This window comes from Radicibacter daui, from assembly GCA_030657355.1.
Taxonomy (GTDB): domain Bacteria; phylum Pseudomonadota; class Alphaproteobacteria; order Radicibacterales; family Radicibacteraceae; genus Radicibacter; species Radicibacter daui.
In genome coordinates this window covers 2,159,746-2,180,841 of the sequence record CP131056.1, presented here as the reverse complement: position 1 = coordinate 2,180,841, position 21,096 = coordinate 2,159,746, and the positions used below count along the sequence as shown (strand labels likewise).

The following is a 21,096-nucleotide window of genomic DNA, read 5'->3' as shown; positions in this document are numbered from 1 at the left end:
TTCTACTCCTCAGGCGTTCGGCAGCAGGTCGAACGCGACCAGGAAACCGGCGGTCAGGATGACCCAGATCAGCGAGAACGGCAGGAAGATCTTCCAGCCCAGACGCATCAGCTGGTCATAACGATAACGGGGCAGCGTGCCGCGAACCCACAGGAACAGGAACAGCACGAACGCAATCTTCAGCGCGAACCATACCACGCCAGGGATCCAGTTGAGCGGCGCAATGTCCGCCGGCGGAAGCCAGCCACCCAGAAACAGGATGGAGGTCATGCCGCTCATCAGGATCATGTTCGCGTATTCGCCGAGGAAGAACAGCGCGAACGGCATGGAGGAGTATTCGACGTTGAAACCGCCGACCAGCTCGGACTCACCTTCCGGAAGGTCGAAGGGCGGGCGGTTGGTCTCGGCCAGCGCCGAGATGAAGAACACGACGAACATCGGCAGGAGCGGCAGGCAGAACCAGACCTTGCGCTGCGCTTCGACGATGTCGGACAGGTTCATCGAGCCGACGCACAGCAGCACGGTGATGATCACGAGGCCGATCGAGACTTCGTAGGACACCATCTGCGCCGCAGAGCGCAGGCCACCGAGGAAGGCGTATTTCGAGTTGGACGCCCAGCCGGCCATGATGATGCCGTAGACGCCAAGCGAGGAGATCGCGAAGAGATAGAGCACGCCGACATTCACGTTGGCGAGCACCCAGCCCTTGTTGAAGGGGATGACCGCCCAGGCGACGAGCGCCAGAAGGAAGGTCAGCATCGGCGCCATCAGGAAGATGACCTTGCTGGAGCCCGACGGAATGATCGGCTCCTTGGTCGCCAGCTTCAGGCCATCGGCCAGCGGCTGCAGCAGGCCCCACGGACCCACGACGTTCGGGCCGATACGCAGATGGATCGCACCCAGAACGCGACGTTCGGCATAGGTCAGATAGGCCACGCCAACCAGGAGCGGCACAATGATAGCGAGGATCTCCAGCACGATCAGGATCGTGGGCCACGCATATCCGGTCAGGAACTCAGCCATGGGTGCCGGTCTTTCCTTCTTCCTGACGACCCTTCACGAACGCCTCGGTGCACTCGGCCATCGTGGCCGACGCGCGGGAGATGGCGCAGGTCTGATAGAAATTGTCGATTGCGGTAACGAACGGAGCGGCATCCATCGCACCGGCGGCGCCGAAGGCCCCCCAGGCAGACGGGGCCACATCATCCACATGCGCGAAGGCCGGGTTCACCTCGACCAGACGGCGGCGGACAGAAGCCAGATCGTCATAGGGCAGCGTCTTGGCCAGATGCGCGGAGAGCGCACGCAGGATGGCCCAGTCCTCACGGGCATCGCCCGGAGCAAACGCCGCCTTGCGGCCACGCTGCACGCGGCCTTCGGTGTTGACGTAGGTGCCTTCCTTCTCGGTGTAGGCAGCGCCCGGCAGAATGACGTCTGCATGGTGCGCACCGACATCGCCATGGTGACCCTGATAGATCACGAAGGCCTTGCCGAGACGGCTGGCGTCGATCTCGTCGGCGCCCAGAAGGTAGACAACCTCAACCTCGCCCTTGTCGGCGCCATCGAGGATGCCGGCCACGTCACGGCCACCGGCCGCCGGCACGAGGCCGAGGTCCAGACCGCCCACGCGGGCCGCTGCGGTGTGCAGAACGTTGAAGCCGTTCCAGCCTTCGGCAACCGCCCCCACCTGCTCCGCCAGCTGGCGGGCAGCGGCGAGAACCTGGGCACCATCGGCGCGGGTCAGCGCGCCCATGCCGACGATGATCATCGGACGCTGGGCAGCCTTCAGTTTGGCAGCGAACTCGCCCTCGCCCTTCAGCAACGCCTCAAGGCTCTGCGGACCGGCGCCGAGATAGCTGTGGTCGTAGGTCAGATCGATCTGCGGACCGATCACGCCAACCGGGAAACCGCCCATGGTCCAGCGCTTGCGCAGGCGGGCGTTGATGATCGCCGCTTCCTTGCGCGGGTTGGTACCGATCAGCAGCACCGCATCCGCCTGCTCGATACCGGCGATGGTGGTGTTGAAGAGGTAACCGGCGCGGGTGGTGGCATCCAGCTTGGCACCGTCCTGACGGCAATCGATGCTGGCAACGCCGAGCGACTGCATCAGCTCCTTGAGGAGCAGCATGGACTCTGCATCGGCCTGGTTACCGGCAATCGCGCCAATCTTGGAGCCGTCAAGGCCGGCAACGCGCTTGGCGATGGCGGCAAATGCCTCATCCCAGCTTGCGGCCTTCAGCTTGCCGTCGGCGCCGCGCACATAGGGCTTGTCGAGGCGGCGCTTCATCAGACCGTCGACAGCATGGCGGGTCTTGTCGCTGATCCACTCCTCGTTCACCGCCTCATTGAGACGCGGCAGAACGCGCATCACCTGGCCGCCGCGCACATCCACGCGGATGTTGCTGCCAACCGCATCCATCGCGTCGATGGACTCAAACTTGCGCAGCTCCCACGGGCGGGCATGGAAAGCGTAGGGCTTGGAGGTCAGCGCACCGACCGGGCAGATGTCGACGAGGTTGCCCGACAGCTCGCTGTCCAGCGTCTTCTCGACATAGGTGCCGACTTCCATGTTCTCGCCGCGATAGGTCGCGCCCAGAACCGGTACACCGGCAATCTCCTCGGCAAAACGGATACAGCGCGTGCAATGGATGCAGCGCGTCATCACCGTCTTGATGAGCGGGCCGAATTCCTTGTTCTTTACCGCGCGCTTGTTCTCGTCATAGCGGCTGGTGTTCTTGCCGTAGGCAACGGCCTGGTCCTGCAGGTCGCACTCGCCGCCCTGGTCGCAGATCGGGCAGTCGAGCGGATGGTTGATGAGCAGGAACTCCATCACACCGTTGCGGGCCTTGCGCACGCGCTCGGTATCGGTGCGGATGACCATGCCTTCGCCCACGGGCATGCAGCAGCTGGCGACCGGCTTGGGCGCGCGCTCCATGTCCACAAGGCACATGCGGCAGTTACCAGCCACGGACAGGCGCTCGTGGTAACAGAAGCGCGGCACCTCGATCCCCAGCGCCTCACAGGCCTGAAGGACGGAAGTCCCCGCTTCTACTTCGATCTCGATCCCGTCGATCGTTAGCTTCGGCATGTCTTTAACCCTATACCCTTCAAGGGGTTGGCCGTGCGTCTTTAACCATACTGTTCAAGGCCGGGTCCAGCCCGGCCCTGAAGGTCATTACTCAGCGGCAATCGCCCCGGCGTTACGCGTGTACTTGGCGATGCGAGCCTCGATCTCGGGGCGGAAATGACGGATCAGCCCCTGGATCGGCCACGCAGCGGCGTCGCCGAGCGCACAGATCGTGTGCCCCTCGACCTGCTTGGTAACCTCGAACAGCATGTCGATTTCCTCGACACGCGCATTGCCCTTCACCATGCGGCGCATGACACGCCACATCCAGCCGGTGCCCTCGCGGCACGGGGTGCACTGGCCGCAGCTCTCATGCTTGTAGAAGTGCGACAGGCGCTCGATCGCCTCGATGATGTCGGTGGATTTGTCCATGACGATCACCGCGGCGGTGCCGAGGCCGGAGCCCTTCTCGCGCAGCGCGTCGAAATCCATGATCAGGTCGTTGCACTGGTCGGCCGGAATGACCGGCGTGGACGAACCGCCCGGGATGACGCCCAGCAGGTTGTCCCAACCGCCGCGCACACCGCCGGCATGCTTCTCGATCAGCTCACGCAGGGTGATGCTCATCGATTCTTCGACGTTGCAGGGATTGTTCACATGGCCCGAGATCGAGAAGATCTTGGTGCCGCTGTTCTTCGGGCGGCCGAAGCCGGCAAACCACGGAGCGCCACGGCGCAGGATGGTCGGCACGACGGCCACGGATTCCACGTTATTGACCGTGGTCGGGCAGCTGTAGAGACCGGCCTGGGCCGGGAACGGCGGCTTGTTGCGCGGCTGGCCCTTGCGGCCTTCCAGGCTTTCAAGCAGCGCGGTTTCTTCTCCGCAGATATAGGCGCCGGCGCCGCGGTGGACGTAGATGTCGAAATCCCAGCCCGATCCGGCGGCGTTCTTGCCAAGCAGTCCGGCGGCATAAGCCTCCTCGACCGCTTTCTCAAGCGCCATCGCCTCGTGGTAGAACTCGCCGCGCACATAGATGTAGGACGCATTGGCCTGCATCGCGAAGCCGCCGATGAGGCAGCCCTCGATCAGCTTGTGCGGCTCGTTGCGCAGGATTTCGCGATCCTTGCAGGTACCCGGCTCGGACTCGTCGGCATTGATGACGAGATAGTGCGGGCGGCCCGTGTTCTTGGGCATGAAGGACCATTTGAGGCCGGTGGAGAAGCCGGCGCCGCCACGGCCGCGCAGACCCGATTCCTTGACCTCGTTGATGATCCACTCAGCGCCCTTGGCGATGAGGTCGGCGGTGCCGTTCCAGTCTCCGCGAGCGCGCGCGCCTTCCAGCGTGCGGTCCTTGAAGCCGTAGAGATTGGTGAAGATGCGGTCCTTGTCGCTCAGCATCACGCTTCTCCCGCATCGGTCAGAGAGGTACGCCCGCCGGCGGGCGAGGACGTCTGACGGCCCGTCTGCGAACCGGTCTTCGGCTTTTCGCCGCGTGCCAGCGCATCGAGGATGGCTTCCATCGATTCCGGCGTCAGATCTTCGTAGAAATCGTCGTTGATCTGGACCATCGGCGCGTTGGCGCAGGCGCCAAGGCACTCGACTTCCATCAGCGTGAACAGGCCATCGGCCGTGGTCTCGCCGGCATGGATGCCCAACTTGTTCTCGCAGGCCTTCTGGATACCGTCGGAGCCGCGCAGCCAGCACGGGGTGGTGCGGCACAGCTGCACCAGGTGCTTACCCACCGGTTCCTTGTTGTACATGGTGTAGAAGGTCGCGACCTCATACACCCGGATCGGCGGCATCTCGAGGATCTGCGCCACATGATCCATGGCCGCGCGCGGCAGCCAGTTGTCATTCTGGCGCTGGGCAAGGTCGAGCAGCGGCAGAAGCGCGCTCGCCTGCTTGCCGGCCGGATACTTGGCGATGATCTTCTTCGCCTTTTCCATGTTGTCCGGCGTGAACTCGAAGTTCGCCGGCTGGCTCACGGCCGAGGGAGCCGCACCGCTCATCGATCAATCTCCCCGAAAACGATATCCAGCGATCCGATGATCGCCACCGCGTCAGCCAGCATGTGGCCCTTCGACATGAAGTCGACGCCCTGCAGATGGGCATAGCCCGGCGCGCGGATCTTGCACTTGTAGGGTTTGTTGGTGCCGTCGGCGACGAGGTAGACGCCGAACTCGCCCTTCGGGGCTTCCACGCCGGTATAGACTTCGCCAGCCGGAACGTGATGGCCCTCGGTATAGAGCTTGAAGTGGTTGATGAGCGCTTCCATCGAGCGCTTCATCTCGCCGCGACGCGGCGGTGCCACCTTGTGGTCCTCGCTCAGCACCGGACCTTCCGGCATCTTCTCGATGCACTGGCGGATGATCTTGATGCTCTCCTGCATCTCCAGCACGCGGCAGACATAGCGCGAATAACAATCGCCGGTCTTGCCGACCGCGATGTCGAAATCGAGCTCGTCATAGACTTCGTAGGGCTGCGACTTGCGCAGGTCCCACGGAATGCCGGAGGCGCGCAGGCACGGGCCGGTGAAGCCCCAGGCAATCGCCTCTTCCGCCGACACGACACCGATATCGACAAGGCGCTGCTTGAAGATGCGGTTGCCGAGCAGCAGGTTGTTCATGTCATCGAGGAAGCCCTGGAACTGGTCGCAGAAGGCCAGAATGTCCTCGGCAAGGCCGGCCGGCAGATCCTGATGCACGCCGCCGACGCGGAAATAGGCCGCATGGAGACGGGCGCCGGAAGCGCGCTCATAGAACTCCATGAGGATTTCGCGCTGCTCGAAGCCCCACAGCGGCGGGGTCATCGCGCCAACGTCGAGCGCGAAGGTCGTGCAGTTCAGAAGATGGTTCAGCACGCGGCCGATTTCGCAGAACAGCACACGGACGAACTGGCCGCGACGCGGCACTTCAAGGCCGAGCAGCTTTTCCGTGGCGAGCACGAAGGCGTGCTCCTGGTTCATCGGGGCCACATAGTCCAGACGGTCGAAATACGGGACCGCCTGCATGTAGGTCTTGTGCTCGATCAGCTTCTCGGTGCCGCGATGCAGCAGGCCGATATGCGGGTCCGCCCGTTCGACGATCTCGCCATCCATCTCCATGACCAGACGCAACACGCCGTGGGCGGCGGGATGCTGGGGTCCGAAGTTCAGCGTAAAAGGCTTGATCTGCGCTTCAGCCATTGGGGCCTGCCTTAAACTCGTGATCCAATCGGGGAAAGGTGAGAAACAAAGGCCGGGCGCCCCTTTGAAGGCGGCGCCCTGACCGATGAACTCCCTTACCCGCTCGCCTTCTCGTCACCGGGAAGCAGCATGCCGGTCATGCCTTCCCAGGGGCTGAGGAAGTCGAAACTGCGGAAATCCTGGCGGAGCTTCACCGGCTCATAGACCACGCGCTTCTGCGCATCGTCATAACGAACCTCGACATAGCCCGTCAGCGGGAAGTCCTTGCGCAGCGGATGGCCTTCAAAGCCATAGTCCGTGAGGATGCGGCGCAGGTCGGGATTGTCGGCAAAGAAGATGCCGTACATGTCCCAGGTCTCGCGCTCGAACCACACGGCCGCCGGCCACAGCCCGGCGACGGAAGCGACCGGCGTATCCTCGTCGGTCGGCGTCTTCACGCGCACACGCTGGTTCAGCGTCATGCTCAGCAGGTGGTAGACCACGTCGAAGCGCTCATCGCGCACCGGATAGTCGACCGCCGTGATGTCGATGAGCTGGCTGAACTTGAAGTTCGCATCATCGCGCAGGAAGGAAAGGACCTTCAGCAGCGCATCGCGGGAGACCGTCACGTTGATTTCGCTGTGCGCGACCTCAACCTCGACCGTACCGCCCGCTGCAATCACGGCGCCGAATGCACCGCGAAGCTGCTCGGCCAGGTCTGTCAGTGCCTGTTGGCTCATTTTATCGCCTCGCCCTAACCGTCAGCGCACGATGCGGCGGCCGCCGTTGCGGATTTTCTTCTGCAACTGCATCACGCCATAAACCAGCGCTTCCGCGGTCGGCGGGCAGCCCGGCACATAGATATCCACCGGCACCACGCGATCGCAGCCGCGCACCACCGAGTAGGAATAGTGATAGTAGCCGCCGCCGTTGGCGCAGGAGCCCATGGAGATCACCCAGCGCGGTTCGGCCATCTGGTCGTAAACCTTGCGCAGAGCGGGCGCCATCTTGTTGGTCAGCGTGCCGGCCACGATCATCACGTCACTCTGGCGCGGGCTGGCCCGCGGCATCGTCCCGAACCGGTCGAGGTCATACCGGGCCATGTAGGCGTGGATCATTTCCACGGCGCAGCAGGCCAGACCGAAGGTCATCGGCCACAGCGAGCCGCTGCGTGCCCAGTTGACCAGATTTTCGTACTGGGCAACGACGAAACCCTTGTCCTGGATTTCATCGGTGACCGCGCGCAGGACGGCATCCTGCGCCGCGCCCGGAGGCAGCGGCGCCATACCGCCGGTGGCGCCCTTGGCGTCGATCACTCCCATTCCAGGGCTCCCTTCTTCCACTCATAAACAAAGCCGATGGTCAGCACACCGAGGAAGATCACCATCGACCAGAAGCCGAACAGACCGATCTTCCCGAGCGACACCGCCCACGGAAACAGGAAGGCCACCTCAAGATCGAAGATGATGAAGAGAATGGCGACCAGATAGAAACGGACGTCGAACTTGCGCCGCGCATCGTCGAAAGCCTCAAATCCGCACTCATAGGCGGAGAGCTTCTCGGAATCAGGATTGCGCTTGGCGATGATGAAAGGTGTGAGCACCATCACACCGGACAGGCCGGTGGCGATGATGAGAAACAGGAGAATGGGCAGGTATTCGACGACGACGTCGCTGAGCATCAAAACGTCCTGTCCTGGCCAGCGCTACCGGGAGAACCAGCAGGATCGCTGGAAAGCGGTCCCACGGAAAAGGCCGGTAGCGGCAGTTAGTCGAGATGGGAGCGATTTCAACGCCCCCGGCTTTTTATGGGGGGACTATAGAGCCACCCCCCGAACATGAAAAGGCCTTGTTGTGGTTACTTTTCGCCGCTGCAGCATGTCGCAGGGTGGCGTCCTGTCGCAGGGTCGGAATGTAAAAAAACCGGCTGCGGGAGCGCTTCCCGGCCGGCGACCAAAACTACAGGAGCATTCACTGGAAGGCCGTCCGGCTGGCGGCAGAACTGCTGAGAAGAAGGAGAAGTGGCGCGAGTGACGGGACTTGAACCCGCGGCCTCCGGCGTGACAGGCCGGCGCTCTAACCAGCTGAGCTACACCCGCGCTTTACTTCACTTCTCTCGATACGGGCCACCGCTTTGCCCCAGGGGGCGAAGGCGATGTGGCGCGAGTGACGGGACTTGAACCCGCGGCCTCCGGCGTGACAGGCCGGCGCTCTAACCAGCTGAGCTACACCCGCGTTTCCGCATCGGTGCGGCGGGTTTTAGGGGCCCGCCGCCCCCCTGTCAACAACTGAGTATCGCTGTTTTTACTTTTTTTATCCGGCTTTCCAGAAGACGGCAAAAATCAGCCTTAAACTTTTGATTTCATGCCCATTTCGGCCCTCAAGCCTTCCAGGCGCGCATAGGCCTGCAGCAGGCGCTCCGAGGCGTTGCGGCGCTCTTCCTCAATCGTGGTGCGTGTCAGCGACAGCTCCAGCGCCCGCTGCAGGGCTTCGCATACCGGCAGGTCGCGCTGCTGCAGCGCCTTGTCGAGCGCCACCATGATCAGATCACCAAGCCGACGTTCTTCTGCCGCCACCTGGAACTCCCTTCCCTGCTTCATTCTGCCGCTTCCGGCATCTCAGCCAACCGTTCCACGACTGACGCGCCAAAGAAACAAAAAACGACGCCGCCCGGAGGCGACGTCGTTCTTTTAATTCTGGGTGGTAGGCGGTGACGGTTTCGAACCGCCGACCCTCTCGGTGTAAACGAGATGCTCTACCGCTGAGCTAACCGCCCACCCGCTGCCGCGCTATCAGCGGACAGCGCGGCATCACATCAACGGATCAACCGTTGACGATATCCTTCAGGCCCTTGCCGGGCTTGAACTTCGGCTGACGCGAAGCGGAGATGGTGATCTTCTCGCCGGTGCGCGGATTGCGGCCTTCGGAGGCGGCGCGCTCGCTCACGCTGAAAGTACCAAATCCGACCAGGCGGACTTCGTCGCCCTTCTTGAGCGCATCGGTGATGCCCTCGAGAACAGCGTCGACAGCCTTGGCAGCGTCGGTCTTCGACAGGCCGCCGGCTTCGGCGACATGGGCAACGAGATCGTTCTTGTTCACTTAAAGGCCCCCCTTTGTGGTGATGCACGCCTTGAACAGTTGGCCCTAACTTTTGGTTAGCAAACTATTAACGCGAGCCGCCGAAATCATAAGCGCAGCCCGCGACGCGCGTCAACGCAAGGCAAGCGAAATTTTGGCGGAAAACTGCGAAAAAATGCGGGGCCGAAGCGAAAAAATCGCCTCGGCCCCGCGTTACCGAAAATTAAGAGCGCCTGTCAGTGCCGAACAACCCCGTCAGCATCGCCGCTGGCAGGGGCTACTGCCTCTGCCGGCACCGGCTGATTAGAATCGGTTTCGGCCGAAATTGGCACCAGAGGCTTGGCAAGTGCGCGCTCCAGAACCTCCTCGACCCGGCTTACCGGGACGATCTCGAGACCCTTCTTCACGTTGTCCGGGATCTCGGCGAGGTCCTTTTCGTTGTCCTTGGGGATCAGCACCAGCTTGATGCCGCCCCGATGGGCCGCGAGCAGTTTTTCCTTGAGGCCGCCGATCGGGAACACCCTGCCCCTGAGCGTGATCTCACCGGTCATCGCCACGTCCTTGCGCACCGGAATGCCGGTGAGCACGGAGACGATGGAGGTAACCATGGCCACACCGGCACTCGGACCATCCTTCGGCGTTGCGCCTTCGGGAACATGGACGTGGATGTCCTTCTTCTCGAAGACTGCCGGCGCGATGCCGAACAGGTTGGAGCGGGATTTGACGAAGCTCTCGGCCGCCGTGATGCTTTCGCGCATCACGTCGCCCAGCTTGCCGGTCGAGGTAACACGGCCCTTGCCGGGCACGGTCACACTTTCGATCGACAGCAGCTCGCCGCCCACTTCGGTCCAGGCGAGACCGGTCACGACACCCACCAGATCTTCCTGCTCGATCTCGCCGATGCGGAAGCGCGGGATACCCGCATACTTCTCCAGCGTACGCGGCGTGATCTGCACCTTCTTGAGCCCCTTGGAGAGAATCTCCTTGAGGGCCCGGCGCTGCACGGTGCCGATCTGGCGCTCGAGGTTACGCACGCCGGCTTCGCGGGTGTAGTGCCGCACCAGCTGACGCAGGGCCTCGTCGTTGATCGTCCACTCCGCCGGCTTCAGACCGTTGGCTTCCATCTGCTTGGGAATCAGATGGCGCTTGGCGATCTCGACCTTCTCGTCCTCGGTGTAGCCGCTGAGGCGGATGATCTCCATGCGGTCCAGCAGCGGCTGGGGCATGTTGAGCGTGTTGGCCGTGCAGACGAACATCACGTCCGAAAGGTCGTAATCGACCTCCAGATAATGGTCCGCGAAGTTCATGTTCTGCTCGGGATCCAGCACCTCCAGCAGGGCGGAGGAAGGATCGCCGCGCCAGTCGGCACCCAGCTTGTCGATTTCATCGAAGAGGATGAGCGGGTTGGAGCTCTTCACCTTCTTCATCGTCTGGATGACCTTGCCCGGCATCGAGCCGATATAGGTCCGGCGATGACCGCGGATTTCGGCCTCGTCACGCACACCGCCAAGCGACATGCGGGCGAAGTTACGGCCGGTAGCCTTGGCGATCGACTTGCCGAGCGAGGTCTTGCCGACGCCGGGCGGGCCGACGAGGCACAAGATCGGGCCCTTGACTTTCAGCGAACGCTGCTGGACTGCCAGATACTCAAGAATGCGTTCCTTGACCTTGTCCATGCCGTAGTGATCGGCATCGAGAATGGATTCCGCCAGCGGCAGATCCTTCTTGATCTTGGTGCGCTTCTTCCATGGGATCGACAGCATCCAGTCGAGATAATTGCGCACCACCGTCGCTTCGGCGGACATCGGGCTCATGCTGCGCAGCTTCTTGAGCTCGGCCAGCGCCTTGTCCTTCGCCTCGGCGGAAAGCTTGGTCTTGTTGATGCGCTCTTCCAGCTCGGCGGCCTCGTCGCGGCCGTCCTCGCCCTCGCCCAGCTCCTTCTGGATCGCCTTGAGCTGTTCGTTCAGATAGTACTCGCGCTGGGTCTTCTCCATCTGCCGCTTGACGCGGTTGCGGATGCGCTTTTCCACCTGCAGAACGCCGATCTCACCTTCCATAAAGGCATAGACGCGCTCAAGCCGTTCGGCGACCGACTGGGTCTCCAGAAGCTGCTGCTTCTCGGCGATCTTCAGCGCCAGATGCGAAGCAACCGTATCCGCGAGCTTGCCGAATTCGTCGATCTGGTTGATCGACACCAGCACCTCGGGCGGAATCTTCTTGTTGAGCTTGATGTATTGCTCGAACTGGGAGACGACGGCGCGCGCCAGCGCTTCGACTTCCTGTGCGTTGACCTCGTCCTCGTCCAGCCCTTCGGCGTAGGCCTGGTAGAAGCTTTCGTTCTCGGCATAGCCGGTAATGCGCGCGCGGCTGTTGCCCTCGACCAGAACCTTGACGGTGCCGTCGGGCAGTTTCAGCAGCTGCAGCACAGTCCCGATAGTGCCGACATTGTAGATATCATTGGGAGTGGGATCGTCCTGTCCGGCGTCCTTCTGGGTCACAAGCAGGATCTGCTTGTCATCCTTCATGACATCTTCAAGTGCCCGGACCGACTTCTCGCGCCCTACAAAGAGCGGCACGATCATGTGCGGAAACACGACGATGTCGCGCAGCGGCAAGACCGGATACAGGGAACCGCTGGTGTTTTCGACCATCTGTTGAGCCTCGATCTTGAGGGGGAGCCCCTGATGGGCGCTCCTGCCGGGGAAAGCCCGGCCCTGCTAAGGAAAGCAGGAGGCATTGGCTTTAGGCGCCACGCCCCCAGGCGGAGGCTCGGGGCTCCTTTTGGCGGGAGCCCCGACCGTTCAGGTCGTTAACCGGCCGGTGCGGCTTCGTCGCGCCGGTCGGCATAGATGTAGAGTGGCTTTGCCCTGCCCTCTACTACCTCTTTGTTGATCACGACCTGATCCACGCCTTCTAAGCTGGGGAGCTCGAACATGGTTTCAAGGAGGATCCCCTCCATGATCGAGCGCAGGCCGCGCGCACCAGTCTTGCGTTCAATGGCCTTGCGGGAGACCACCTTCAACGCATCCTCGGTGAATTCGAGCCCGACATCCTCCATCTCGAACAGGCGCTGGTACTGCTTGACCAGTGCGTTCTTGGGCTGGGTCAGGATCTGGATCAGGGCCGGCTCGTCGAGATCGTCAAGCGTGGCGACAACCGGCAAACGACCGACGAATTCGGGGATGAGGCCGAACTTCAGCAGATCTTCCGGTTCCACCTGACGCAGGATCTCGCCGGTACGGCGATCTTCCGGCGGCTTGACCTCGGCACCGAAGCCGATGGACGTGCCCTTGCCGCGGGTCGAGATGATCTTCTCGAGGCCGGCGAAGGCACCACCGCAGATGAAGAGGATATTGGTGGTGTCCACCTGCAGGAATTCCTGCTGCGGATGCTTGCGCCCGCCCTGCGGCGGCACGGAGGCGACGGTGCCTTCCATGATCTTCAGCAGCGCCTGCTGCACGCCCTCGCCCGACACGTCGCGTGTAATCGACGGGTTGTCGGACTTGCGGGAAATCTTGTCGACCTCGTCGATATAGACGATGCCGCGCTGCGCGCGCTCGACATTGTAGTCGGCCGCCTGCAGCAGCTTGAGGATGATGTTCTCCACATCCTCGCCCACGTAACCGGCTTCGGTCAGCGTAGTGGCGTCGGCCATGGTAAAGGGCACATCGAGGATGCGGGCCAGGGTCTGGGCGAGCAGCGTCTTGCCCGAACCGGTCGGCCCGATGAGCATGATGTTGGACTTCGCCAGCTCGACATCGCTGTTCTTCTGGCTGTGGGCGAGACGCTTGTAATGATTATGCACTGCCACCGACAGCACGCGCTTGGCGTGGCTCTGGCCGATCACATAGTCATCCAGCACCGCCATGATGTCCTTGGGCGTCGGAACGCCCTCGCGGGACTTCACCAGCGTGCTCTTGTTCTCTTCCCGGATGATGTCCATGCACAGCTCGACGCACTCGTCGCAGATGAACACGGTCGGGCCCGCGATGAGCTTGCGTACTTCGTGCTGGCTCTTGCCGCAGAAGGAGCAATAAAGCGTGTTCTTCGAATCGCCAGTGGCGGACTTGGTCATTTCAACTCCGGTAGAAAACTGGGGGCATTCACCGAATGCCCTTCCGGACCATCACAACTCTGCAACAGGCCGGACATGGAACCATCGTGGAACCGTCCGGCGCCGCCGTCAATCCATCGGTCTTATCCCATACATCTGGCGTAGATACCCGCGCCCGCCAAGGGGCAAAGGCGCGGGTGCACGCCAGACTACGGTCTTCAACCTTCCGTGGCGGCCTTCGGACGCTTGGCAATTACCTCGTCGATGAGGCCGAATTCCCTAGCCTCCTCGACAGACATGAACTTGTCACGCTCCATCGCCGCCTCGATGTCGCTCACCGGCTTGCCGGTGTGCTGGGCGTAGATCTCGTTAAGGCGCGACCGCAACTTGAGAATCTCCTGGGCTGCGATCTCGATGTCGGTCGCCTGGCCGCGCGCACCGCCCGAGGGCTGGTGAATCATCACGCGGCTGTTCGGCAGCGCGTAGCGCTTGCCCGCGGCACCGCCCGCCAGCAGCAGCGAGCCCATGGAGGCCGCCTGACCGATACACACGGTGGAGACATCCGGCTGGATGAACTGCATCGTGTCATAGATGGCAAGGCCGGCCGAGACCACGCCGCCCGGCGAATTGATGTAGAACGAGATGTCCTTGTTGGGGTTCTCGGATTCGAGAAACAGCAACTGGGCGCAGATAAGGCTCGCGACCGCATCGTTGACGGGACCGATCAGGAAGATGATCCGTTCCTTGAGGAGGCGCGAGAAGATGTCGTAGGCGCGTTCGCCCCGGTTGGTCTGTTCGACCACCATCGGCACCAGCCCGTTCATGGTCGGATCGATAAAATCCATTGTTCCTGACGCTCCGAAATCCTGTGGCGCTCGGGGACGTGTTTCGCCCGTCCCCTTCCGGCTAACTGATAGATAAGCTGCCAAGGCGCAAACGAAAAGAGGGCGGCGGACGAAACCGTCCGCCGCCCCCCTCAAGGCAATGACCTTATGGAATTGCCCGCGATCAGGCAGCAGCCTCGCCGTCTTCCTCTTCCTTGACCAGCTCCTCGGCCGTCACGGCCTTGTCGGTGAGCTTGGCCGCACCGAGGATGTGGTCAACGACCTTGTCCTCGAAGATCGGCGCACGCAGGCTTTCAATCGCCTGCGGGTTCTTGCGGTAATATTCGATGACCTGCTGGGCAGCGCCGCCATAACGCTGGGCCTCGCCGATCACGGCGCGGTTCAGCTCGTCCTGCGTCACCTCGATGCCCTCGCGGCGGCCGACTTCGGCCAGCAGCAGGCCAAGGCGCACGCGGCGTTCGGCGATCTTGCGGTACTCGGCCTTGACCTCGTCCTCGCTCTTGCCTTCCAGCACGTCACGGCCCTGCTCCTTCTCGGCCTCAACCTGCTTCCAGATGGCATCGAACTCGCCGTCGACCATGCCGGCCGGCAGATCGAAGCTGTGGGACTTGTCGAGCGCGTCGAACAGCTCACGCTTCAGGCGGGTACGGGTCAGGCGGGTATATTCGCCCTCGATCTGGCCGCGCACACCGTCGTTGAGCTTCGCGACGTCGTCGAAGCCGAAGCTCTTGGCGAGTTCGTCATCGATGGCGACCTCGGTGGTCTCCAGCAGTTCCTTCACGGTGATGGTGAAGGTCGCTTCCTTGCCGGCGATATCCTCAAGCGCGAAGTTCTCCGGCAGGGAGACCTTGACCTCGACATTCTCGCCCGGCTTCACGCCAACGAGCTTGCCGTCGAAGGCATTGAAGAAAGCTTCGTCGGAGAGATCGATCTCGCGGCCTTCGGCATTGAGCGCCTCGACAGCCGCGCCATCGACGGTGCCGGCGAAATCAACAACGGCGATGTCGGTGGCCTTGGCAGCGCGCTTGCGCTTGATCGGGCTCTTCTCACGACGGGCCTTGGCGAGGTTCGCCACAGCCTTGGAGACTTCCTCTTCACCAACGGCGACCACATGGCGGTCAAGCGCGATGGCGGAGAAATCACCCGGCTCGATTTCGGGCAGCAGCTCGACCTTCATCGTGAAGACCAGGTCCTGGCCTTCGTCGAAGGACACCACTTCGATCTGCGGCTGCATGGCCGGACGCAGGCCATTGTCGTTCACCACCTGGTTGGTGGTGTCCTGCACGGACTGCTCAAGCACTTCGCCCAGAACGGCGCGGCCATACTGGCGACGCAGCAGGCTCATGGGCACCTTGCCCGGGCGGAAGCCCGGCAGGCGGATGGTCTTGCCAACAGTGCTCAGGCGCTCTTCAACCTTGCCCGCCAGCTCGTCGGCCGCCACGGTGATGGAGAATTCGCGCTTCAGCCCCTCGGCGCTCGTCTGGGTGATCTGCATTTTTTTCGCCTGTTTGCCAGTCGTCTTGCTTCTCGAAACACAGCCGCCTTTTCGCGCGGCCACGTTCCACGAATAGAATCTGTGGTCCATGAGGTGCCGGCCATCGGCCGTTGGCGCGCCTTGGTGCGGGCGGAGGGACTTGAACCCCCACGACTTGCGTCACTGGAACCTAAATCCAGCGCGTCTACCAATTTCGCCACGCCCGCTGACGCCAAACCCCCATAGCGGGCGGACACCGAAGCCCCCACCCTTGAGAGTGGCGCGTTCTATAGCATAAGGAGGGTGGACGGAATCAATAAAAACCGGCAAGCGCGCGCAGCACCGGGGCGATATGGCCGGGAAGGTCTTCCGCAACCAGCCCGAGCCCGGCAAGACGCGCGGCTTCGGCATGGATCCAGACGGCGGCCGCTGCCGCCTCGAAGGCCGGCATTCCCGCCCCCAGCAAAGCAAGCACGATACCTGCCAGCACATCGCCGCTGCCGGCGACAGCCAGCGTGGCCGGCGCGTTGGCATTGATGGCAGCCCGTCCGTCCGGCGCCGCAATCACCGTGTCATATCCCTTGAAAATAACGACGGCTCCGCTCCGCGCCGCTGCCTGGCGTGCCGCCGCCAGCTTGCCGCCCGGCAGATCGGCAAGATCCGGGAAGAGGCGGGAAAACTCGCCGCCATGCGGTGTCAGCACGCTGCCCGCCGGTAATTGCGGCCAGAGTTGTCCGGCATTCCCGGCAAAGCTCGTCAGGGCATCGGCATCCAGCACCAGGGGCCGGCCGAGAGCACAGAGCGCGCCAACCTTCGCGGCAACGGACGGGTCCCTGCCTGCTCCGGGTCCATGGAGAATCGCCGCCAGCCGGCCGGATTCAAGCCGCTCCCGCGCGGCTTCACTTTCCGCTTCCTGCACCACCGCACTGGGCAGCGCCTCAGCGAACAGCGGCGTCGTGCCGCCCGGTACATGCAGCGTGACCATGCCGGCCCCTGCCCGCTGCGCCGCAGCGCCCGCCAACCTGCCCGCACCCGTCATCGGGCCGGCGACGACCAGAACGTGACCACGCGTATATTTATGGTCACGGGGCCCGGGCCAGCGCAGCGCATGCCGCCAGAGCGCGGGTGTGTTGAGCCAGGCGGCCGCACCGGTGAGGTCAGCCACATCGGCGGCGATCCCGATATCCGCAATCTCCAGATCACCGCAGAGCTGGCGGCCGGGCATCAGCAACTGCCCGGGTCGCGGACGGAAAAAACCGATCGTCATCCGGGCCTGCAAACAGGCCCCGGCCGGTACACCGGTCGAGCCATCCAGGCCGGAAGGAACGTCGATGGCGATGGAGGTCAACCCCCTCGCCGCTATCCGATCGAAAAGCTCGCAAAGCCCGGCATCCGGCGCACGGCTGAGACCAGCCCCAAAAATCGCATCGACGATCAGTGGCTTGTCCGCAAGATCAATGGCCGGGAAATCGAGGATTTCGGAGGCCCAATCCTGAGCCGCCATTGCCGCATCACCGCCAAGACGCGCGGGCTCGCAGAGCAAATGCACCCGCACAGGCCAACCGGCCTGCCGCAGGTATGCTGCCGCAACGAAACCATCGCCGCCATTGTTACCGGGACCGCACAGCACCAGCACAGGCTGGCATTCGAACCGGGTCTGGATGGCCGCAGCGACGGCCGCGCCGGCCCGCTGCATCAGAATATAGGAGGCGGTCCCGCGCCTTACCGTTTCAGCATCGGCGGCATACATCTGTTGCGGGTCAAGCAGTGCCAGCGGCAGCTCCGGGCCGGTTTCGACTTCGCGGATGCCTCTTACCTCGGCAGCAAATCGCAGCGGATACATGGAAGGGGCTCCCGGACCAGAGCGCTCTCATCAAGAGCGCCGCCTCCGGTTTAATCCGGGCACGCGGAGGGATCAACCGACCGGCGCGCCTTGCTTCTGCCGGCCGCAGGCAATAAAAAACGCGCCGCCCCATCGGGAGCCGGCACGTTTGCCTGTGGTCATCTTGATAAAACCGCATGACGCGGTTTGAAGGTGGGGCGACCGATGGGATTCGAACCCACGACCACTCGGACCACAACCGAGCGCTCTACCAACTGAGCTACGGCCGCCACCGACGGGCGGCTTTCTGGCCGATTGCCCCCACGCCGTCAAGCGAAATCACCCAAAAAATTTTGAAGGCATCGACCATCCCGTTACGGGCGCCACTCCCCGTCCGCTGAGAGCGGCAAACAGCGCCAAATGGCGGTGGGGTCGCATACTGCACAGGATTTAGTGCCTGTTTTTTACTCGTTTGAATATTTTTTATTCACAATTGACGTAAAAGGCAGATTGTTACCATGGTTTGACGCTAGGCTCCGGGTTGGCACAGGCTGTGCTAATCAAATTGCCCGACGCCCGGAAAACGGGTGCCACAGACCGATGGGATGACCCGCTCACATGAAAAAGATCGAAGCGATCATCAAGCCGTTCAAGCTGGATGAGGTTAAAGAGGCCCTTCACGAGGTGGGGATCAAGGGCATCACCGTTACCGAAGCCAAGGGTTTCGGGCGCCAGAAGGGCCACACCGAGCTCTATCGCGGCGCTGAATACGTCGTCGACTTCCTGCCGAAGGTGAAAATCGAGGTAGTGATGGACGATGCCCTGGTGGAGAATGCCATCGAAGCCATCCAGCAGGCTGCGCAAACAGGTCGCATCGGCGACGGAAAGATTTTCGTCTCCACCATTGACGAAGCGATCCGTATCCGCACAGGTGAACGCGGTCCCGACGCTGTCTGACCCAAGAGGCGGCGGTTGTCAGCGGTAGGGTGCCTTGACCGGCCCTCGCCCGCGTCCCGGCCTCAAAATCCAGTCAATTTCCAAAGTCGAACAGGAAAAGAACCACCATGGCCGATACAAAGAAGGTCTTCGACCTGATCAAGGAACACGACGTCAAGTACGTCGACCTCCGTTTCACGGACATGCGCGGCAAGTGGCAGCACACGGCCCAGCACATCAGCACCATCGACGAAGAGATGTTCGAAGATGGCATCATGTTCGACGGCTCGTCGATCGCTGGCTGGAAGGCCATCAACGAATCCGACATGATCCTCATGCCGGATCCGGACTCGGCGACCATCGACCCGTTCTGCGCCCAGCCGACGCTCGTGATCTTCTGTGACGTGCTCGAGCCCTCCACCGGCCTGCCCTACCAGCGCGACCCGCGCTCGATCGCCAAGAACGCGATCAAGTACATGGACAGCCTCGGCATCGGCGACACCGCCTTCTTCGGTCCGGAAGCCGAATTCTTCGTTTTCGACGACGTCCGCTTCAAGGTTTCGACCGAGCAGGTGTCCTACAAGGTCGACAGCGAGGAAGGGCCGTACAACACCGACCGTGAATATCCCGAGGGCAACCTCGGCCACCGTCCGCGCACCAAGGGCGGTTACTTCCCGGTTGCTCCGGTCGACAGCGGACAGGATTTCCGCGCCGAGATGGTTTCCGTGATGGCCGAAATGGGCGTCGCGGTGGAAAAGCACCATCACGAAGTGGCTGCCAGCCAGCATGAGCTCGGCGTGAAGTTCGGCACGCTGATCAAGATGGCCGACAGCATGCAGATCTATAAGTACGTCGTGCACATGGTCGCCCATGCCTATGGTAAGACCGCGACCTTCATGCCGAAGCCGATCTATGGCGATAACGGCTCGGGCATGCACGTGCACCAGTCGATCTGGAAGGACGGCAAGCCGCAGTTCGCCGGCAATCTCTATGCCGACCTCAGCGAGATGTGCTTGTTCTACATCGGCGGCATCCTGAAGCACGCCAAGACGCTGAACGCCTTCACCAACCCGACGACCAACAGCTACAAGCGTCTGATCCCGGGTTTCGAAGCACCGGTGCTGCGTGCCTACTCCGCCCGCAACCGTTCGGCTTCCGTGCGTATCCCGCATGTCTCCAGCCCGAAGGCCAAGCGCCTCGAAGTCCGTTTCCCGGACCCGCTGGCGAACCCGTACCTCGCCTTCGCCGCCATGCTGATGGCCGGCCTCGACGGCATCAAGAACAAGATCCACCCGGGCGATGCCATGGACAAGGATCTGTACGCGCTGCCGCCGGAAGAGCTGAAGGAAATCCCGACCGTTTGCGGCTCGCTGCGTGAGGCCCTGAACTGCCTCGAAGCAGACCACGAGTTCCTGACCAAGGGTGATGTGTTCACCGAGGACATGATCCAGGCCTACCTCGAGCTGAAGTGGGAAGAGGTCTACGCCTACGAGCACATGCCGCACCCGATCGAATACTCGATGTACTACTCCTCCTGATCCCTTCCGGGAGATGGATACGGAAAGGCCGCGGGAAACCGCGGCCTTTCTTTTTTTACGCCTGTTGACCGGAAGAACCGCTCCTTATGGGCGCCGTGCGGGCACCGCATTCACCGCTTCCAGCACCTGGAATCGGGTGTCTTCATAGACGGTAACAACCGCGCCAAAGGCACGCTCTATCGGCTCGCGATAGGGCAGGAATCGGTTGGCCACGATGCGCAACCGGCCCCCTCTCTTCAGCCGCTGCTTGGCATCGGCAAAAAACCGCTCGGCCACACCGAGATCGACGGAGGCGCCATCGTGAAAAGGCGGGTTGGAGAGGATCAGGTCAAAGCTGCCTGTTACGTCGGAGAGCCCGTCCGACGCCAGCACCGTGGCCTCCAGGCCGTTGAGCGCCAGGGTTCGCTTCGTCGCGGCCAGAGCCAGCGCATCGACATCCACCGCCGTGACGCTCGCACCACCTTGTACGGCAAAAGCGGTGATCACCCCGCATCCACAGCCGAAATCCAGCACCTTTCGCCCGTCAAGCGGGCCCGCGCTTTCCAGCGTCCCGAGCAGAATCGCCGTGGCGTCATCCAGTCTTCCACTGGCAAAAACACCCGGCAAAGCACAAAGCCTGAGGCCCGCCGGCCCGTCAAAAACGCTCTCCCACCCTTCTGGAAAGACAGGAGCCAAAACCGGTTTATTGACGGTGGCCGCCCAGAGCGCGCCATGCCCACCATGGGCGAGCTTGCCCGCCTCAAGGCCAAGTTCGGCAAAAAGCTGGGTCGCGGAGCGAATGCCAAGCCGGGTTTCCCCGACCAGCGCCAGAAGCCCGCCCGGAGCCACAGCTGCGGCGGCCATGGAGAGCAGGAACTGCGCCCTCTCCTTGCCCTTCGACATGGTGACGATAGCGGCAGGCACCGGCTTCTCTGGCACAAACCATTCCCCGAACGGTATGCCCTGCTGCCGCGCGTGATCGAGACGCTGCGCGAATCCGGCAAACGCCGGCACCAGCCCGGCAGCATCCGGCAATGGGTTGAGCCAGAGCGGCGCTCCCCCGTCCCACAAGCTGTCCTGCCGCTCTACCAGCCGGACCAGAGCCAGTCCGCCATCCGCCTTGGCCATCGTTTACCTACTA

The 21,096-nt window shown here is 62.6% G+C and carries 18 protein-coding genes and 5 tRNA genes; 2 read left to right on the top strand and 21 right to left on the bottom strand.

The features are described 5' to 3' along the window. Positions 1 to 9: 9 nt before the first annotated feature. From nuoH to QTL98_RS10145, 20 genes are all read right to left on the bottom strand, one after another. Positions 10 to 1,023, bottom strand: a complete 1,014-nt coding sequence (gene nuoH / locus QTL98_RS10240) for an NADH-quinone oxidoreductase subunit NuoH (protein ID WP_445678388.1) — start codon at positions 1,021 to 1,023, stop codon at positions 10 to 12. Further along, the gene (nuoG, locus tag QTL98_RS10235) at positions 1,016 to 3,088 is read right to left on the bottom strand and encodes an NADH-quinone oxidoreductase subunit NuoG (protein ID WP_445678387.1); all 2,073 of its coding nucleotides are present in this window, start codon (positions 3,086 to 3,088) and stop codon (positions 1,016 to 1,018) included. The genes nuoH and nuoG overlap by 8 nt, the downstream gene beginning before the upstream one ends. Positions 3,089 to 3,175: 87 nt before the next feature. Continuing rightward, positions 3,176 to 4,465 carry an NADH-quinone oxidoreductase subunit NuoF gene (gene nuoF / locus QTL98_RS10230; protein ID WP_445678386.1) on the bottom strand — a complete coding sequence of 430 codons (1,290 nt, stop codon included), beginning with the start codon at positions 4,463 to 4,465 and terminating at the stop codon, positions 3,176 to 3,178. Then, entirely contained in the window at positions 4,465 to 5,076 is a 612-nt protein-coding gene (gene nuoE / locus QTL98_RS10225; protein WP_445678385.1) for an NADH-quinone oxidoreductase subunit NuoE, read from the bottom strand. Before nuoE ends, nuoF begins: the two co-directional genes overlap by 1 nt. Further along, positions 5,073 to 6,251, bottom strand: coding sequence for an NADH-quinone oxidoreductase subunit D (locus QTL98_RS10220; protein WP_445678384.1), 1,179 nt, complete (start codon positions 6,249 to 6,251; stop codon positions 5,073 to 5,075). Before QTL98_RS10220 ends, nuoE begins: the two co-directional genes overlap by 4 nt. A gap of 95 nt (positions 6,252 to 6,346) precedes the next feature. After that, complete coding sequence (locus QTL98_RS10215; RefSeq protein ID WP_445678383.1) at positions 6,347 to 6,970, bottom strand: NADH-quinone oxidoreductase subunit C; 624 nt, start codon at positions 6,968 to 6,970, stop codon at positions 6,347 to 6,349. Between the two features lie 21 nt (positions 6,971 to 6,991). After that, a complete protein-coding gene (locus QTL98_RS10210) occupies positions 6,992 to 7,552 on the bottom strand; it encodes a NuoB/complex I 20 kDa subunit family protein (protein ID WP_510637473.1) in 561 nt (186 codons plus the stop codon). Beyond that, positions 7,543 to 7,911 (bottom strand): NADH-quinone oxidoreductase subunit A, encoded by a 369-nt coding sequence (locus QTL98_RS10205; protein ID WP_445678382.1) that lies wholly within the window; start codon positions 7,909 to 7,911, stop codon positions 7,543 to 7,545. Before QTL98_RS10205 ends, QTL98_RS10210 begins: the two co-directional genes overlap by 10 nt. 340 nt (positions 7,912 to 8,251) lie before the next feature. Continuing rightward, a tRNA-Asp gene (locus QTL98_RS10200) sits at positions 8,252 to 8,328 on the bottom strand. A gap of 59 nt (positions 8,329 to 8,387) precedes the next feature. Continuing rightward, a tRNA-Asp gene (locus tag QTL98_RS10195) sits at positions 8,388 to 8,464 on the bottom strand. 113 nt (positions 8,465 to 8,577) lie between these two features. Continuing rightward, positions 8,578 to 8,829 carry a hypothetical protein gene (locus tag QTL98_RS10190; protein ID WP_445678381.1) on the bottom strand — a complete coding sequence of 84 codons (252 nt, stop codon included), beginning with the start codon at positions 8,827 to 8,829 and terminating at the stop codon, positions 8,578 to 8,580. Between the two features lie 101 nt (positions 8,830 to 8,930). Further along, a tRNA-Val gene (locus QTL98_RS10185) sits at positions 8,931 to 9,005 on the bottom strand. Positions 9,006 to 9,052: 47 nt separating this feature from the next. Next, on the bottom strand, positions 9,053 to 9,328 hold the full coding sequence (gene hbs / locus QTL98_RS10180; RefSeq protein WP_445678380.1) for a non-specific DNA-binding protein Hbs: 276 nt from the start codon (positions 9,326 to 9,328) through the stop codon (positions 9,053 to 9,055). A 215-nt stretch (positions 9,329 to 9,543) separates the two neighbouring features. After that, complete coding sequence (gene lon, locus QTL98_RS10175) at positions 9,544 to 11,958, bottom strand: endopeptidase La (protein WP_445678379.1); 2,415 nt, start codon at positions 11,956 to 11,958, stop codon at positions 9,544 to 9,546. 158 nt (positions 11,959 to 12,116) lie between these two features. Then, positions 12,117 to 13,382, bottom strand: coding sequence for an ATP-dependent Clp protease ATP-binding subunit ClpX (gene clpX, locus QTL98_RS10170; protein WP_445678378.1), 1,266 nt, complete (start codon positions 13,380 to 13,382; stop codon positions 12,117 to 12,119). 197 nt (positions 13,383 to 13,579) lie between these two features. Beyond that, on the bottom strand, positions 13,580 to 14,206 hold the full coding sequence (gene clpP, locus QTL98_RS10165; protein WP_445678377.1) for an ATP-dependent Clp endopeptidase proteolytic subunit ClpP: 627 nt from the start codon (positions 14,204 to 14,206) through the stop codon (positions 13,580 to 13,582). A gap of 163 nt (positions 14,207 to 14,369) precedes the next feature. Next, the gene (tig, locus tag QTL98_RS10160) at positions 14,370 to 15,701 is read right to left on the bottom strand and encodes a trigger factor (protein ID WP_445678376.1); all 1,332 of its coding nucleotides are present in this window, start codon (positions 15,699 to 15,701) and stop codon (positions 14,370 to 14,372) included. Between the two features lie 121 nt (positions 15,702 to 15,822). Next, positions 15,823 to 15,907 (bottom strand) — tRNA-Leu (locus QTL98_RS10155). 86 nt (positions 15,908 to 15,993) lie between these two features. Beyond that, entirely contained in the window at positions 15,994 to 17,523 is a 1,530-nt protein-coding gene (locus QTL98_RS10150; RefSeq protein WP_445678375.1) for an NAD(P)H-hydrate dehydratase, read from the bottom strand. Positions 17,524 to 17,716: 193 nt separating this feature from the next. Next, a tRNA-His gene (locus tag QTL98_RS10145) sits at positions 17,717 to 17,792 on the bottom strand. 328 nt (positions 17,793 to 18,120) lie between these two features. Between QTL98_RS10145 and QTL98_RS10140 the strand changes: the two genes are divergently transcribed. Together QTL98_RS10140 and glnA are read left to right on the top strand one after the other, a co-directional pair. Further along, positions 18,121 to 18,459 (top strand): P-II family nitrogen regulator, encoded by a 339-nt coding sequence (locus tag QTL98_RS10140; protein WP_445678374.1) that lies wholly within the window; start codon positions 18,121 to 18,123, stop codon positions 18,457 to 18,459. Between the two features lie 107 nt (positions 18,460 to 18,566). Beyond that, complete coding sequence (gene glnA, locus QTL98_RS10135) at positions 18,567 to 19,976, top strand: type I glutamate--ammonia ligase (protein WP_445678373.1); 1,410 nt, start codon at positions 18,567 to 18,569, stop codon at positions 19,974 to 19,976. Positions 19,977 to 20,060: 84 nt separating this feature from the next. On the opposite strand, the gene QTL98_RS10130 is transcribed toward glnA, so the two are convergent. Next, a complete protein-coding gene (locus tag QTL98_RS10130) occupies positions 20,061 to 21,083 on the bottom strand; it encodes a class I SAM-dependent methyltransferase (RefSeq protein ID WP_445678372.1) in 1,023 nt (340 codons plus the stop codon). Positions 21,084 to 21,096 lie beyond the last annotated feature (13 nt).

What these genes read in the sequence shown, in the direction of transcription:
- QTL98_RS10150 (WP_445678375.1), bottom strand. Translation starts at nt 17,523, where the DNA reads ATGTATCCGCTGCGATTTGCTGCCGAGGTAAGAGGCATCCGCGAAGTC.
- nuoG (WP_445678387.1), bottom strand. Translation starts at nt 3,088, where the DNA reads ATGCCGAAGCTAACGATCGACGGGATCGAGATCGAAGTAGAAGCGGGG.
- QTL98_RS10220 (WP_445678384.1), bottom strand. Translation starts at nt 6,251, where the DNA reads ATGGCTGAAGCGCAGATCAAGCCTTTTACGCTGAACTTCGGACCCCAG.
- QTL98_RS10205 (WP_445678382.1), bottom strand. Translation starts at nt 7,911, where the DNA reads ATGCTCAGCGACGTCGTCGTCGAATACCTGCCCATTCTCCTGTTTCTC.
- QTL98_RS10140 (WP_445678374.1), top strand. Translation starts at nt 18,121, where the DNA reads ATGAAAAAGATCGAAGCGATCATCAAGCCGTTCAAGCTGGATGAGGTT.
- nuoE (WP_445678385.1), bottom strand. Translation starts at nt 5,076, where the DNA reads ATGAGCGGTGCGGCTCCCTCGGCCGTGAGCCAGCCGGCGAACTTCGAG.
- clpX (WP_445678378.1), bottom strand. Translation starts at nt 13,382, where the DNA reads ATGACCAAGTCCGCCACTGGCGATTCGAAGAACACGCTTTATTGCTCC.
- nuoF (WP_445678386.1), bottom strand. Translation starts at nt 4,465, where the DNA reads ATGCTGAGCGACAAGGACCGCATCTTCACCAATCTCTACGGCTTCAAG.
- nuoH (WP_445678388.1), bottom strand. Translation starts at nt 1,023, where the DNA reads ATGGCTGAGTTCCTGACCGGATATGCGTGGCCCACGATCCTGATCGTG.
- QTL98_RS10215 (WP_445678383.1), bottom strand. Translation starts at nt 6,970, where the DNA reads ATGAGCCAACAGGCACTGACAGACCTGGCCGAGCAGCTTCGCGGTGCA.
- glnA (WP_445678373.1), top strand. Translation starts at nt 18,567, where the DNA reads ATGGCCGATACAAAGAAGGTCTTCGACCTGATCAAGGAACACGACGTC.
- tig (WP_445678376.1), bottom strand. Translation starts at nt 15,701, where the DNA reads ATGCAGATCACCCAGACGAGCGCCGAGGGGCTGAAGCGCGAATTCTCC.
- QTL98_RS10190 (WP_445678381.1), bottom strand. Translation starts at nt 8,829, where the DNA reads ATGAAGCAGGGAAGGGAGTTCCAGGTGGCGGCAGAAGAACGTCGGCTT.
- clpP (WP_445678377.1), bottom strand. Translation starts at nt 14,206, where the DNA reads ATGGATTTTATCGATCCGACCATGAACGGGCTGGTGCCGATGGTGGTC.
- QTL98_RS10130 (WP_445678372.1), bottom strand. Translation starts at nt 21,083, where the DNA reads ATGGCCAAGGCGGATGGCGGACTGGCTCTGGTCCGGCTGGTAGAGCGG.
- QTL98_RS10210 (WP_510637473.1), bottom strand. Translation starts at nt 7,552, where the DNA reads ATGGGAGTGATCGACGCCAAGGGCGCCACCGGCGGTATGGCGCCGCTG.
- lon (WP_445678379.1), bottom strand. Translation starts at nt 11,958, where the DNA reads ATGGTCGAAAACACCAGCGGTTCCCTGTATCCGGTCTTGCCGCTGCGC.